Raw genomic sequence first — 13,709 nt, 5'->3', positions numbered from 1 at the left:
CTCTTTTCTACTGTAAACATGGTACACTTTATACCATAATTATAACACGAAGGTGGAACCGAAATGACAACTTGTTGGGTTATTTATAACGGCAGCCTGGTATCCGATAAATTTGCTGACCAAGCGAATCTTGTCGCTGAAGCAGCAGAACGGGCAGGCGTTAGAGCGGCAATCAAAAAAAATTACGAAGTGATGATGGATTTATCGGAGGCGTTGGCACTGCCTGACTTTGCGGTCATGCTCGACAAAGACATTTTGCTCGGCTATTTCCTGAAAAGCCGCGGTGTGCCTGTTTACAACGACCCGGCCATCATCGATTTGTGCGATAACAAAGCCACGCAATATATCCGCCTGGCGGAATATGGCTTGCCGATGCCGAAAACCATTATCGCCCCGAAAGTCTACCCGAATTTCTCCATCCGAGACAGCGGCTATTTCGAACGCGTGATTGCACATATCGGTTTGCCAATGATCATCAAAGAAGGCCATGGCTCGTTCGGCATGAAAGTGTATTTGATTGAAGACGAAGCGGCCTTTTACAAGAAAGTTGAAGAACTCAGCGGCGTCGATTTTGTGTTCCAGGAATTTATCGCTTCAAGCCGCGGCCGCGACATCCGGGTCAACGTCGTGGGCGAGAGAATCGTCGCGGCGATGTATCGCCATTCGGAAACGGATTTCCGGGCGAACATCACAAATGGCGGCAAAGCCTCCCCAATTGAACTGACCGATGCGCAACAAAAGATGGCGCTCGATGCTGCGAAAGCGGTCGGTGCTGTTTTCGCGGGCGTTGATTTGTTGTACGGTCACAACGAAGAGCCACTCGTCTGCGAAGTGAATGCCGCAGCGCACATCCGCAATATTTTGAACGTCACCGGCGTCAATGTGGCGGATGCGATGATCGCTTATATTTTGGAGGAATTGCAATGATCTTGTTATACGAATCAAAAGATGCACAGCGCAATAGTGGGTTTATTCAAGAATTGCAGGCGTTTGGCGATTTTGAGCTTGTGGAATGGGACGATTGGTCCCAAGAAGGAATGCTTCAGTTGAGTGAGAAATTGACGGGTTCGCTTGTTTTATTCCGCGCACGGCGTCCCGCAGCGGCGCGTTTTTTGGAAGACCGAGGCATTTATATGGTCAACCGAGCTGAAGTGAACCGCGTGGCGAATGACAAATGGCAAACGCATCAATTGTTTTTGCTGCTCGGTGTGCCGGTGATTCCAACATATCGAGAGGCGCAGAACTTTCCGTGCATTGTGAAGTCGATTGATGGCCATGGCGGCGAACAAGTAGTGAAAATTGAGTCGCAGGACGAAATGCCGGATTTCGGCGCGAACGTCATTTTTCAACCAGTTATCGGTCATGTTGCCGATGTCCGGGCTTATGTCATTGGCAATGAAATCGTCGGCGCCGTAAAACGCAGTTCGGCGGATGGCTTCAAAGCCAATTATTCACTTGGCGCATCAGTTGAAAAATTTGTGGTGACAGCCGCTCAAGCGAAAGACGTGCTGCGCATTGCCCGTGCGTTAAATTGCGATTATGTCGGCATCGATTTTTTATTGCTGCCAGATGGGCAACATGTCTTCAATGAAATCGAAGATCCGGTCGGTGCTCGGTCATTTTATGAGACGCACGATGAAAATATTGCCGAAATAGTGGTCAATCATTTGAAACAGCTTGAAAAACTGGCGCCGTTTCGGAAAAAGGAATAAAGCGGTTTGCTTCGGCAAGCTGCTTTTTTGTGTTATCCGGTAGAAGTGCTGAAACTTCTTGTAGAAAGTTGGATTTTGCAGGTAGAAAATTCAAAAGTGCGTGTAGAGATGTGATGAATGCAGGTAAGAACCGCAAAACTTCATGAAGCAAATATTTCCAGCTCCACACGGTGTACACTCCCTTCTGAATTTATTCACATCAACCGATGCTTACTCCCTTTCTAATCCGGGTAGTTGAGTATAATGAAACCAAATTAGGAGGGATTCGATGAAAATCAAAGCAGCAGTGACGCACGGATTGGGTGAGGACTTCACGTTTGAGGAAGTGGAACTCGCGGAGCCGAATGCCCATGAAGTGCTCGTGAAGATCGTGGCATCGGGCGTTTGCCATACGGACGCTGTCGCGCGTGATTTAGGGCTTTCCCCTTTTCCGGTAGTCCTTGGCCATGAAGGCTCAGGAATTGTCGAAAAAGTGGGATCGGCGGTAACGTCGATCGAAGAAGGAGACCATGTCGTATTGTCGTTTGCTTATTGCGGCCATTGCGAAAATTGCTTGACCGGGCATCCGACCGTTTGCTTAAACTTTAACGATTTGAATTTTGGCGGCCAAATGCAAGACGGCACGAACCGGATTCATCAGCACGACCATGCCGTTTCTACGTTTTTTGGCCAGTCGTCGTTTGGCACCTTTGCCGTGACGAATGAGCGGAATGTCGTAAAAGTCGACAAAGAAGTGGATTTGGCGCTGCTCGGACCGCTTGGATGCGGCATACAAACCGGAGCTGGTACCGTATTGAATCGCCTCAAACCGGAGTTTGGTTCGTCGATTGCGGTATTCGGCAGCGGCGCGGTCGGCCTTAGCGCCATTATGGCCGCGAAGATTGCCGGCTGCTTGAATATCATTGCCGTCGACATCCACGAAAACCGATTGGAGCTGGCAAAAGAACTCGGCGCCACCCATACGTTAAACGGCAAAGAAGTTGATGTCGTAAAAGAAATCAAAGCGATTACGGGCGGCGGCACGCATTTTGCTGTGGAGACAACGGGTGTTCCGCCGGTTGTCAAACAAGCCATCCATTCTCTTCGTCCGCTCGGAAGCTGTGCGATTGTTGGCGTGACGCCCGAAATTACATTTGATGTCCACAACGACATCATGGCGGAAGGGAAAACGATCATGGGCGTCATCGAAGGCGATTCGATTCCGCAAGTGTTCATCCCGCAGCTGGTGAATTATTTCAAACGCGGCATGTTCCCTTTTGATAAATTGATCAAAGTATATGATTTTGAACAAATCAACGAGGCGTTTGAGGATTCGAAAAAAGGCACGGCCATCAAGCCGATTGTGAAAATCGCTGAATAATGAGGAATGCAGCTTGCCAGGAGCAAGCTGCTTTTTTGTTTTGTTCGGTAGAACCGTCGCTAGTGCGTGTAGAGATCCACTTAGTGCAGGTAAGGACTCTAAAAATTCATGAAGCAAATATTTCCAGGCACCAATAAACCCCGCTCTCCAATAAAGGATAGCAGGGTTTATTCTTATAATGCTTTTAATTCTTCGATGCGCTTCTCTACTGTGGAATGCTTCTCCAAGTAGTCGGCTTCTTTTTTGCGTTCTTCGGCGACAACCGCTTCCGGCGCTTTGGACACAAAGCGTTCGTTCGACAATTTGCCTTGAACAAGTTTGACTTCTTTTGCCCATTTTTCGAGTTCTTTATTCAAACGTGCAAGTTCCGCATCGATGTCGATCAAGCCTTCAAGCGGCATGAACAATTCAGCGCCTGACACAACTGCGGACATTGATTTTTCCGGCGCTTCGATGTTTTGGCCAATCGTCAGCGTTTCCGGGTTGCAAAAACGTTCGATGTACGCAGCGTTTGCTTCCAAAATCGCGTGCGTGTTGGCGTCTTTCGCCGAAATCGTCAACGGCACTTTTTTGCTCATTGGCGACTGCACTTCTGCGCGGATCGTGCGAACCGAACGGATAATGTCGACCAACAGCTTCATGCTTGTCGATTCTGCTTCATTCGACAACGACTCGTCCACTGTCGGCCAAGCGGCAATGGTGATCGATTCGCCTTCATGCGGCAAGTTCTGCCAAATTTCTTCTGTAATGAACGGCATGAATGGGTGCAACAAGCGCATTGTGTTATCTAGTACGTACGCTAGAACAGAGCGCGTCATTTTCTTCGCTTCTTCGTCTTCGCCGTATAATGGCAATTTCGCCATCTCGATATACCAGTCACAGAAATCGTCCCAGATGAAGTTGTATAAAAGACGTCCAACTTCGCCGAACTCGTAACGCTCAGCTAAGTTGGTCACTTGCTCGATTGTTTCATTGAGGCGGGTCAAAATCCATGAATCGGCTACCGAGCGTTTGCCGGAAAGGTCGATTTGGTCGTATGTCATGCCTTCCATGTTCATCAACGCAAAGCGTGAGGCATTCCAGATTTTATTGGCAAAGTTCCAAACGCTTTCGACTTTCTCCATTGAGAAGCGCAGGTCCTGCCCTGGAGATGATGCAGTGGCCAGGAAATAGCGCAGCGAATCCGCTCCGTACTGCTCGATGACATCCATCGGGTCAACGCCGTTGCCGAGCGATTTCGACATCTTGCGCCCTTCCGCGTCGCGAACCAGGCCGTGGATCAACACGTCGTCGAACGGTTTTTCACCGGTAAATTCAAGCGCTTGGAAAATCATGCGCGATACCCAGAAGTTGATGATGTCATAACCCGTTACAAGCGCGTCTGTCGGGTAATAGCGTTTCAGCTCTTCGTTGTCCGCATCTGGCCAGCCAAGCGTTGAGAACGGCCATAGAGCCGACGAAAACCACGTATCGAGAACGTCTTCGTCCTGAGTCCAGTTTTCAGCGTCTTCCGGTGCAGTGCGGCCTACGTAAATTTCACCTGTTTCGTTGTGATACCAAGCCGGAATCTGATGTCCCCACCACAATTGGCGCGAAATGCACCAGTCGCGAATGTTTTCCATCCAGTGCAGATAGGTTTTTTCGAAGCGTTCCGGCACAAAGTTGACGCCGTCTTCGCCTTTTTGCAATTTTACCGATTCAGCGGCTAACGGCTGCATGTCGACGAACCATTGCGTTGACAAATACGGTTCAACTACGGCCCCGCTGCGTTCCGAGTGCCCAACCGAATGCAGATGCTCTTCAATTTTGAATAAAACACCTATGTCCTGCAAGTCTTTAACGATCGCTTTGCGGCATTCGAAGCGGTCTAGCCCTTCGTATTTGCCGGCATTTTCGTTCATCGTGCCGTCTTCGTGCATAACCAATACGCGCTCCAAGTTGTGGCGATTGCCGATTTCAAAGTCATTCGGGTCATGTGCCGGCGTAATTTTCACCGCACCGCTTCCGAATTCCATGTCCACGTAATCATCCGCAACGATTTCGATTTCGCGGCCAACGATCGGCAAGGTCACCGTCTTGCCGATCAGGTGCTGATAGCGCTCGTCTTTCGGGTGAACCGCAACAGCTGTATCGCCAAGCATCGTTTCTGGGCGAGTCGTTGCAACTTCGATGTGCCCTGAGCCATCCGTCAGCGGGTAGCGCATATGGTAAAAGCCGCCTTGCACGTCTTTGTAAATTACTTCAATATCGGAAATCGCGGTTTTCGTTGCCGGATCCCAGTTGATGATGTATTTGCCGCGGTAGATAAGTTTTTTCTCGTAAAGCCGGACGAATACTTCCTGCACCGCATCCGATAAGCCTTTATCCAGCGTAAAACGCTCGCGGGAGTAATCGAGGCCAAGGCCCAATTTCGACCATTGCTTGCGAATAAATTCAGCGTATTCTTCTTTCCATTTCCATGATTCCTCAAGGAACGCTTCGCGCCCTAAATCATAGCGCGACTTGCCTTCTTCGCGCAGCTTGCCTTCTACTTTCGCTTGCGTGGCAATGCCGGCATGGTCCATGCCCGGCAGCCACAATGCGTCATAGCCTTGCATGCGCTTCATGCGCGTGAGGATGTCTTGCAGTGTCGTATCCCAAGCATGCCCTAAGTGTAGCTTGCCGGTAACGTTCGGCGGCGGAATCACAATGGTATACGGCTTTTTTCCGCTTTCCGGCTTCGCTTCAAAAAACTTGCCATCTAACCACCACTCATAGCGGCCTTTTTCAATTGCTTGCGGATCGTACTTGGTCGACATTTGTTCAGTCATTGAAATTCCTCCTTTTTTCTTCGTGGACCTCGGGTTCATTAGGTAAATTGGACTAATAAAACCAAATAAAAAAACTCCTGTCGTCTTTAAAGGACGAAGGAGTTGTTCGCGGTACCACCTTTATACACAGACCTTAACAAGCGTCTGGCTCTCAAGTTCGATAACGGATTTCGCATCCGGCTTCCGCTACTGGCATTTCACGGGAACTGCTCAGAGGTGACATTCAAATGCTTGTCCATGAAAGCCTTTCACCAAGCGGCTTTCTCTCTACAATGTACGCACATTCTACTATCCTCTTCAACGCATCTGTATAGAATTACATCCATTGTACTCAATTTCCGGTTTTTGCGTCAAGTTTTTTTACAATGATTGCGACAATCGGCGAAGCAACCAAGAGAATGAAGAACAGCCGGAACAAATGGAACCCCGTAATCAGTGCCACGTCTCCCCCAGATGCCAATGCGGTAATGGCCATTTCCGCCATGCCGCCCGGAGCTGCACTCAAGAAGAAATCCAAAAAGATGTATTCCGGCAGCAAGACCGCGAGCAAATACGCAATTAACACGGAAAAGCCAATCAATAAAACGTTGTTGACAAGAATCGCGATGCCGATGCGCAGATTCATTTTATCCCGCACTTGCTCCATCTGAAGCCCAAGATTGGCGCCTATGAATATTTGAGCGAGTGCAATCAGCCAAAACGGCATATGGAGCAATTGGCTGCCGGTTACCGTCTGGACAGCCGCCATCGTCAAAATCGGCGCCAGCACTTCAGCTGCGGGGAATCTAACTTTTTTCATGAGCCAAAACACAAATATGCCAAGGGCGATGGCACCGATAAATGGCAGCCAACTGAAGGTGAAGGCGTGTTTCGCGATTTCACTTGCGTCTCTGCCGACAAGAAAAACAGCAAGAAACGGCACGATGGAAACCACCATAAAAATGCGGATCGTCTGCATCATGGTCACGACCGTGACATTGGCCGATTTAACGTCTTCCGCAATGACGACCATTTGCGACAAGCCGCCAGGAATCGAACCCAGAAGACTGGTCGCCAAGCTTTCATTCGCCATTCGCTGGAACAACAAGCCGAGAAGCAGCGAAAGCCCGACAATCGCCGCCGTCATGAAAATCATATACGGCAAATCAAACCACATCAGTGCGACCGCTTCTTTCGTAAACGACGACCCGATTTGGACGCCAAGCAAAATCAACCCGGTCGTCCGCAAAATTTTCGGCCAGTATAACGTGATTTTGGTGAATTGATTTAACAAGAGCAGAACGAACATCGGCCCGAGCAGCCACGGCAAAAACATGCCGAATTCTGAAAAAAGCCAGCCCGATGCAAACGCAATCGCTGCGGTTTTTAAAAATAGCATCAAGTGAATTCCAACTTTCGTTTTACGAAATAAATACCTATCATTATTTTACATGAATCGCCTGATGATATCAGCAATTTCGTCAGGTGCAGCAACAAAAAAAGCTGTCACTCCTAAAATCTTTAGGAGTGACAGCTTTAGAGGTTTTATTAACGTGCCAATTTAGCAAACACGGTGTGGAATGCTTCCACGGTTTTTGCGATGTGTTCTTCGGTATGGGCTGTTGACAAGAACATGCCCTCGAACTGGGACGGCGGCAAGAAAATGCCTTCTTCCGCCATCAAGCGGTAGTAATCCGCGAACAATTCCGTATCGGACGTTTTCGCAGTTTCAAAATTAATGACCGGTTCGTTCGTGAAGAAAAAGCCGATCATCGAACCTGCACGGTTGACCGTGTGCGGAATGTTGTATTTTTCTGCTGCTGCACGGAATCCAGCTTCCAGCTGGTCGCCGCGTTCAACAAACGTTTCGTACGAACTTTCATCTAGTCGTGATAAAGTTTCAAATCCAGCCGTCATGGCAAGTGGATTACCCGAAAGCGTACCCGCTTGGTAGATCGAGCCGCTTGGTGCGACTTGCTGCATGATTTCGCGCTTTCCGCCGAATGCGCCAACTGGCAGTCCCCCGCCAATCACTTTGCCGAGACACGTCATGTCCGGCGTTACGCCGAAATAGCCTTGTGCGCAGTTGTAGCCGACGCGGAATCCGGTCATAACTTCATCAAAAATCAAAATCGTGCCGTTTTCAGTCGTCAAGTTGCGCAGTTCTTGCAAGAAGCCTGGCTGAGGCGGAACAACCCCCATGTTGCCGGCAACCGGTTCAACGATGACAGCTGCAATGTCGTCTCCGAATTCCTGAAAGACTAACCGTACGCTTTCAAGGTCGTTGTACGGAACGGTGATCGTGTTTTTCGCAACTGATTCCGGTACTCCCGGAGAATCCGGCAAACCAAGCGTTGCAACGCCTGAACCCGCTTTGATCAACAAGCTGTCCGCGTGTCCGTGGTAGCAGCCTTCGAATTTCAAAATTTTGTTGCGGCCGGTATAGCCGCGTGCCACGCGAAGCGCACTCATTGTCGCTTCGGTGCCTGATGATACCATGCGGACCATTTCGATCGATGGCACGCGTTCTTGAACCAGTTTCGCAAGTTCCGTCTCAAGCAAAGTCGGAGCGCCGAAACTTGTTCCAGATACCGCCACTTCCTGAATGGCTTTGACCACTTCTGGATGCGAGTGGCCCAAAATCAGCGGCCCCCAAGACAAAACATAATCGATATACGTGTTGCCATCGATGTCTGTGATGGTAGCGCCGCTTCCGGAAGCCATGAAAATTGGATCCATATTGACCGATTTAAAAGCGCGGACGGGCGAGTTGACGCCGCCGGGCATTAATTTTTTCGCTTCAGTGAATGCTGCAATCGATTTTTCGTAGCCCATTATTTCTCCTCCAACCAGCGCGCTGCATCTTTCGCATGGTACGTCATCAAGATATCGGCGCCTGCACGTTTCATGCTTAATAATGTTTCAAGAACCATTTTCTTCTCGTCTACCCAGCCGTTGATTGCTGCGGCTTTGACCATTGCGTATTCGCCGGATACGTTGTAAGCGACGATTGGCAAGTCAAAGTTGTCGCGCACTTCACGGATGATGTCCAAATAAGAAAGAGCTGGTTTGACGATCATGAAGTCTGCGCCTTCTTCAACGTCCGATGCTGCTTCGCGCAGCGCTTCCAAGCGGTTTGCCGGGTCCATTTGGTAGGTTTTCCGGTCGCCGAACTGCGGAGTCGAATGAGCCGCTTCACGGAACGGTCCGTAATAAGCCGATGCGTATTTCACGCCATACGACATGATCGGCACGTTTTCAAATCCTGCTTGGTCCAGTCCGAAACGGATTGCTGCAACAAAACCGTCCATCATGTTTGATGGTGCGATGATGTCCGCTCCCGCTTTCGCTTGGGAAACCGCCGTACGGGCCAACAAATCCAACGATTCGTCGTTCAAGATCACGCCGTTTTCGATAACGCCGCAATGGCCGTGGTCGGTGTATTGGCAAAGGCACGTATCTGCAATTACCACTAAATCCGGATGGCGGTCTTTTGCAAAACGGATCGCTTCTTGTGTAATGCCGTGGTCGTGGTAAGCTTGCGAGCCGACTGCGTCTTTTTCATTCGGAACGCCGAAGAAAATGATCGACGGAATGCCGAGCGATACCACTTCATCCAATTCTTCGCCTAAGCGGTCCAATGAAAAATGGAATACGCCCGGCATTGATGAAATTTCTTCTTTTACGTTTTCGCCTTCAACAACAAAAATCGGGTAAATAAAATCCTCTTTTTGCAGGCTTGTTTCGCGGACCATCGAGCGGAGATTAGCAGACCCGCGCAAACGGCGGTGGCGGTTAAATTTCAAATCATTCATTCATACAACTTCCTTTCGCTATTTCGTTTAGCACATTCATTAACGTATATTTTTCGGGAACAAAATCAACATGGCCGGCTTGATCGAGAATCGCTTTTTGCGTGACGTGGCCGATTGCTGCAACACGTATTCCTTGCCAAGCTCCCCCTGCTTTCCGGTACGCCGAAACCGCAGAAGGGCTGGCAAAAATGACCGTCGCGTCTTTTATTGCCAATAGTTTTTTAGCATTTTCGAGCCTTAAAGCCGTTTCGTATAAGACCCACTCGTCTACCGGCATCGGCATGGAAGCGATGGTGTTTTTCGCAAGCGCCCCTTTGACAAACAAACAGCGCGCATTTCCTGCAATCGCCGGAAACTCCTTGACAAACACATCAGCGCTGTAAACACTTGGCATAAAGTCAACCGTGAAGCCGTGAGTTGTCAGCACTTCTGCTGTTTTTTCCCCAACGGCTGCAATTTTACTCTTGACTTCTGCATCAAGCAAACAAAATGCTTCTGCTGAAGTTCGGCTCGTAAAAATAAGCCATTCATAGCGCCCGAAATCCGGCACATCCGACTGGCGGATGGCGGTTTCAATCAGCGGCATATAAATGGCTTGGCCGCCGAGCGCTTCTACTTGACCCATTTCGCCGATGGGCTCAGTCGAACCGGTAAAGACAATCGTTTGGCCTTTTAGCGGCAAGCTTGTCTCACACATTGTTCTCGGCTTTTACTTTTTGAATCAATTCAAAACCGCCTTGTGCAGAAATGCGCTCGGCTACAATGCGCCCAGCTTCCAACGGGTCACGGCTGACGATGGATTCTTTGAATACTTGATCAGCATCGGGTGAAGAAATCAGGCCGGTAAACGAAATCTCGCCATCGTTCACGGTTGCATATCCGGCAATCGGCACTTGGCAGCTGCCGTCCATATCGCGGAGGAATTTGCGTTCAGCCGTTACAGCCAAAGCAGTTTTTTCATCATGGACTTTTGCAAGTTCTGCCAGCAATTCCGCATCATCTTCGCGGCATTCAATGGCAAGAGATCCTTGGCCAATTGCAGGCAGGCAATCTTCGACTTCAAGGAATTCAGTAACCGTTTCTTCGCTCCAGCCCATCCGTTTCAAACCGGCTGCAGCTAGAATGATCGCGTCAAATTCGCCTGACTCCAATTTACCAAGACGCGTGTCGATGTTTCCGCGGATCCACTGAATATCAAGGTCCGGGCGCATCAACAATAACTGCGAGCTGCGGCGCAGCGAGCTTGTGCCGACGACCGCACCAACAGGAAGGTCCATGAATTTCACGTGGCCTTTTGAAATAAATGCATCACGCGGGTCTTCTCGTTCAGGGATGCAGCCGATCACAAAGCCTTCTGGCAAAACAGATGGCACGTCTTTCATGCTGTGGACCGCAAAATCGATTTCTTTATCAAACAATGCTTGCTCGATTTCTTTGACGAACAACCCTTTGCCGCCGACTTTCGACAACATGACATCTACGATGCGATCGCCTTTTGTCACGATTTCTTTGATCTCAAATTCAAACGGCGCTCCTGCCGCTTTTAAAGTTTCGATAAATTGGTTGGTTTGTGTCAACGCCAGTTTACTTCTTCTCGAACCTACAATAATTTTTCTCAAATGAATCCTACCCTTCTTTAATACCAAAAATGAAATTCAGATAGCCGGCTTCCTAAAAAGAAATTGACCAGCAGCAGCAAAAATGCATATATGTGCATCATTGCGTAATTCATGCCATTCAACGAACCTTTGCGGTGCAAGTACAAAATGACGCTGTACACGACAAGCAAAACGAACGAGCCGACAATTTTCAAGTCGAGCAGCGAAAACTCATCGAGTGAAATAACCGCCCATTGAAATCCGAGCACTAACGAAACAAACAACAGCGAAATCCCGACCAAAATTGAAATCGTCATGCCGAGTTCAGTTTGCCCAAGCGATGGCATATTGCTCAGCTGCTTTGTCCATTTTTTCTTTTTCAGCAGCCTGTACAACAAGACGTGCAAAGCCGAAAAGACAAACGACAGCGAAAAAGCGGCATATGACAAAATCGCGAATGTGATATGGATCAACAACAATTCCGACACGAGCGCTTCGCCGACAGGAGAGCGTTCGATCTGCACAGGCGCAAACGTGTGGATTGTCATGAATATAAAACCGATAATGTTAATAAAAAAGACCGCAAAATCAAAACGGTAAAAAATCCTCAAAACAAGCGAAAGCGTCACTAGCAGCCAGGCATAAAAGTAAATGCCTTCAAACAGCGTCAAAATTGGAAAGCGCTGTGTTTCTACAATGTACAACACCAAAAAGACAGTTTGCAGGATCCAAACGAAACCTAGCAGCGCCATCGCAATATGGCTCGCCCGCTTTTCTTTGTATAAATAGTCAAAAAAATAAAAAACAAGGCTGACTGCATATAGAACAACCATAGCTTCGTGCAGCCTTGCCATTGTTATATCAGCCATCCCATTCCCCTTCATTTCCATAATTAAAGGCGCTTCGCCTCTACATTTTAACATATAGATTCGAAAACGCCTCTGTCTGAAAGATTAAAATGAATATCTAGGAGCTTCTTGTTTAGATTGTTTTTTTTCGGCAGCTGCTTTTTCAGCTTTTAGTTGAACTGCTTTTGTTTGGTGTTCGATCTCTACTCCCACTTCGTCTTCAATGCCGAAGATCTGCTGGAACAATTCCAGCTGCTCGCGGGATTTTGGCGCACCGGCCATTTCCTTCGCTTGCAAGATTGGCTCTTTCAACAATTGGTTGATGATCGACTTCGTGTGTTTGTTCAAGATTTTCTTTTCACGGTCCGTCAAATCCGGCATTTTATTTTCAATGCTCGCCATTGTTTCTTCCTGGATCGTCAATGCTTTTTTGCGCAGCGCTGAAATAACCGGAACCACGCCAAGCGTCGTCAGCCAATCGTTAAACTGATGCGCTTCGCGGTCGATCATCGCCATGATTTCACCGGCTGCGCGTTCGCGTTCTGCCAAGTTTGCTTCCACGATTCCTTGCATATCGTCGATGTCGTAAAGGAACACATTCGCCAAATCACCGACCCGTGGATCAATGTCGCGCGGCACGGCAATGTCCACCATGAACAGCGGCTTGCCTTTGCGGAGTTTTTCGATAAACTGCATCAATTCGAGGTCAATGACGAAATCAGTAGCCCCTGTAGAAGAAATCAGGATGTCCGCATCCAATAGCGCGCATTGCAGCTCGCTCATCGGCTTGGCGTTTCCGTCGAATTTCTCTGCCAGAACTTCCGCTTTTTCATATGTACGATTGATGACCGTTACTTGATCGGCTCCGCTGCCTTGCAAATTCTTAATGGCCAATTCGCCCATTTTCCCGGCACCTAGAATAACCACATGCTTGTTTTTCAACGTCCCGAAAATTTTCTTCCCAAGTTCAACTGCCGCATACGAAACCGAAACGGCGTTCTCGCCGATTGCTGTTTCCGAATGCGCTTTTTTTGCCAGCGTAATCGCTTGCTTGAACAACTGATTAAAGACAGTCCCGGTCGTGCCGAATTCCTGGCCAGCAAGAAAACTGTTTCTCACCTGTCCAAGAATTTGCGTTTCGCCCAATACCATCGAGTCGATCCCAGCCGTTACACGGAATAAATGCTCAACCGCTTCATCTTTTTCATGGACAAATAAATATTGCGAAAATGCTTCTTGCGGAATGTCAAAATAATTCGCCAAGAATTGCTTTACGTAATAGCGCCCTGTATGAAGCTGATCGACCACCGCGTAAATTTCCGTCCGGTTGCACGTAGAAACGATCACATTTTCCAATATACTTTTTTGTTCTTTTAACGCTTGCATCGCATTCGGAAGTTCGGTTTCAATAAATGAAAGCTTTTCCCGGATCTCAACGGGTGCAGAGCGATGGTTTACCCCGACTACTAGTGTATGCATGGGTTCAAAACACCTTTCACGTTCCATATTTCATATCTATAAGTATACCACTTATGTTGGTATATAAGCTTTTTAAATGTGAACAAGCCATGAAAATCTACTTGTTTA

11 protein-coding genes and 1 other annotated feature are annotated in these 13,709 nt (G+C 48.4%); of the genes, 3 read left to right on the top strand and 8 right to left on the bottom strand.

Going from position 1 to position 13,709, the window contains the following annotated elements; translation table 11 throughout:
- Positions 1 to 63 precede the first annotated feature (63 nt).
- The 3 genes from ACRRQV_RS01060 (at position 64) to ACRRQV_RS01050 (ending at position 3,072) form a co-directional block, all read left to right on the top strand.
- Positions 64 to 927 carry an ATP-grasp domain-containing protein gene (locus ACRRQV_RS01060; protein WP_432526768.1) on the top strand — a complete coding sequence of 288 codons (864 nt, stop codon included), beginning with the start codon at positions 64 to 66 and terminating at the stop codon, positions 925 to 927.
- Entirely contained in the window at positions 924 to 1,712 is a 789-nt protein-coding gene (locus ACRRQV_RS01055) for an ATP-grasp domain-containing protein (RefSeq protein ID WP_432526766.1), read from the top strand. Before ACRRQV_RS01060 ends, ACRRQV_RS01055 begins: the two co-directional genes overlap by 4 nt.
- Positions 1,713 to 1,980: 268 nt before the next feature.
- Positions 1,981 to 3,072, top strand: coding sequence for an NAD(P)-dependent alcohol dehydrogenase (locus ACRRQV_RS01050; protein ID WP_432526764.1), 1,092 nt, complete (start codon positions 1,981 to 1,983; stop codon positions 3,070 to 3,072).
- 173 nt (positions 3,073 to 3,245) lie between these two features.
- Here ACRRQV_RS01050 and ACRRQV_RS01045 read toward each other — a convergent pair whose 3' ends face one another.
- The 8 genes from ACRRQV_RS01045 to hemA form a co-directional block, all read right to left on the bottom strand.
- The gene (locus tag ACRRQV_RS01045; protein WP_432526762.1) at positions 3,246 to 5,882 is read right to left on the bottom strand and encodes a valine--tRNA ligase; all 2,637 of its coding nucleotides are present in this window, start codon (positions 5,880 to 5,882) and stop codon (positions 3,246 to 3,248) included.
- A gap of 86 nt (positions 5,883 to 5,968) precedes the next feature.
- Positions 5,969 to 6,192 (bottom strand) — a binding site (T-box leader).
- Between the two features lie 21 nt (positions 6,193 to 6,213).
- Complete coding sequence (locus ACRRQV_RS01040) at positions 6,214 to 7,260, bottom strand: AbrB family transcriptional regulator (RefSeq protein WP_432526760.1); 1,047 nt, start codon at positions 7,258 to 7,260, stop codon at positions 6,214 to 6,216.
- A 149-nt stretch (positions 7,261 to 7,409) separates the two neighbouring features.
- Positions 7,410 to 8,696, bottom strand: coding sequence for a glutamate-1-semialdehyde 2,1-aminomutase (gene hemL, locus ACRRQV_RS01035; protein WP_432526758.1), 1,287 nt, complete (start codon positions 8,694 to 8,696; stop codon positions 7,410 to 7,412).
- Positions 8,696 to 9,676 carry a porphobilinogen synthase gene (gene hemB, locus ACRRQV_RS01030; protein ID WP_432526756.1) on the bottom strand — a complete coding sequence of 327 codons (981 nt, stop codon included), beginning with the start codon at positions 9,674 to 9,676 and terminating at the stop codon, positions 8,696 to 8,698. Before hemB ends, hemL begins: the two co-directional genes overlap by 1 nt.
- Positions 9,669 to 10,373 carry a uroporphyrinogen-III synthase gene (locus ACRRQV_RS01025; protein ID WP_432526754.1) on the bottom strand — a complete coding sequence of 235 codons (705 nt, stop codon included), beginning with the start codon at positions 10,371 to 10,373 and terminating at the stop codon, positions 9,669 to 9,671. The genes hemB and ACRRQV_RS01025 overlap by 8 nt, the downstream gene beginning before the upstream one ends.
- On the bottom strand, positions 10,366 to 11,295 hold the full coding sequence (gene hemC, locus ACRRQV_RS01020; protein ID WP_432526753.1) for a hydroxymethylbilane synthase: 930 nt from the start codon (positions 11,293 to 11,295) through the stop codon (positions 10,366 to 10,368). Before hemC ends, ACRRQV_RS01025 begins: the two co-directional genes overlap by 8 nt.
- Positions 11,296 to 11,312: 17 nt before the next feature.
- Positions 11,313 to 12,143: a cytochrome c biogenesis protein CcsA gene (gene ccsA, locus ACRRQV_RS01015; RefSeq protein ID WP_432526752.1), complete on the bottom strand. Its 831-nt coding sequence runs from the start codon at positions 12,141 to 12,143 to the stop codon at positions 11,313 to 11,315.
- An 84-nt stretch (positions 12,144 to 12,227) separates the two neighbouring features.
- Entirely contained in the window at positions 12,228 to 13,601 is a 1,374-nt protein-coding gene (gene hemA, locus ACRRQV_RS01010) for a glutamyl-tRNA reductase (RefSeq protein WP_432526750.1), read from the bottom strand.
- Positions 13,602 to 13,709 lie beyond the last annotated feature (108 nt).

It is taken from the genome of Planococcus sp. YIM B11945 (assembly GCF_050864155.1).
GTDB lineage: Bacteria > Bacillota > Bacilli > Bacillales_A > Planococcaceae > Planococcus.
This window is presented reverse-complemented; position numbering and strand designations above follow the sequence as displayed.

Excerpts from the sequence above, each read along its gene's own strand:
- ACRRQV_RS01040 (WP_432526760.1), bottom strand. The coding sequence starts at position 7,260 with ATGCTATTTTTAAAAACCGCAGCGATTGCGTTTGCATCGGGCTGGCTT.
- ccsA (WP_432526752.1), bottom strand. The coding sequence starts at position 12,143 with ATGGCTGATATAACAATGGCAAGGCTGCACGAAGCTATGGTTGTTCTA.
- ACRRQV_RS01060 (WP_432526768.1), top strand. The coding sequence starts at position 64 with ATGACAACTTGTTGGGTTATTTATAACGGCAGCCTGGTATCCGATAAA.
- ACRRQV_RS01025 (WP_432526754.1), bottom strand. The coding sequence starts at position 10,373 with ATGTGTGAGACAAGCTTGCCGCTAAAAGGCCAAACGATTGTCTTTACC.
- ACRRQV_RS01055 (WP_432526766.1), top strand. The coding sequence starts at position 924 with ATGATCTTGTTATACGAATCAAAAGATGCACAGCGCAATAGTGGGTTT.
- ACRRQV_RS01045 (WP_432526762.1), bottom strand. The coding sequence starts at position 5,882 with ATGACTGAACAAATGTCGACCAAGTACGATCCGCAAGCAATTGAAAAA.
- hemL (WP_432526758.1), bottom strand. The coding sequence starts at position 8,696 with ATGGGCTACGAAAAATCGATTGCAGCATTCACTGAAGCGAAAAAATTA.
- hemB (WP_432526756.1), bottom strand. The coding sequence starts at position 9,676 with ATGAATGATTTGAAATTTAACCGCCACCGCCGTTTGCGCGGGTCTGCT.
- hemA (WP_432526750.1), bottom strand. The coding sequence starts at position 13,601 with ATGCATACACTAGTAGTCGGGGTAAACCATCGCTCTGCACCCGTTGAG.
- ACRRQV_RS01050 (WP_432526764.1), top strand. The coding sequence starts at position 1,981 with ATGAAAATCAAAGCAGCAGTGACGCACGGATTGGGTGAGGACTTCACG.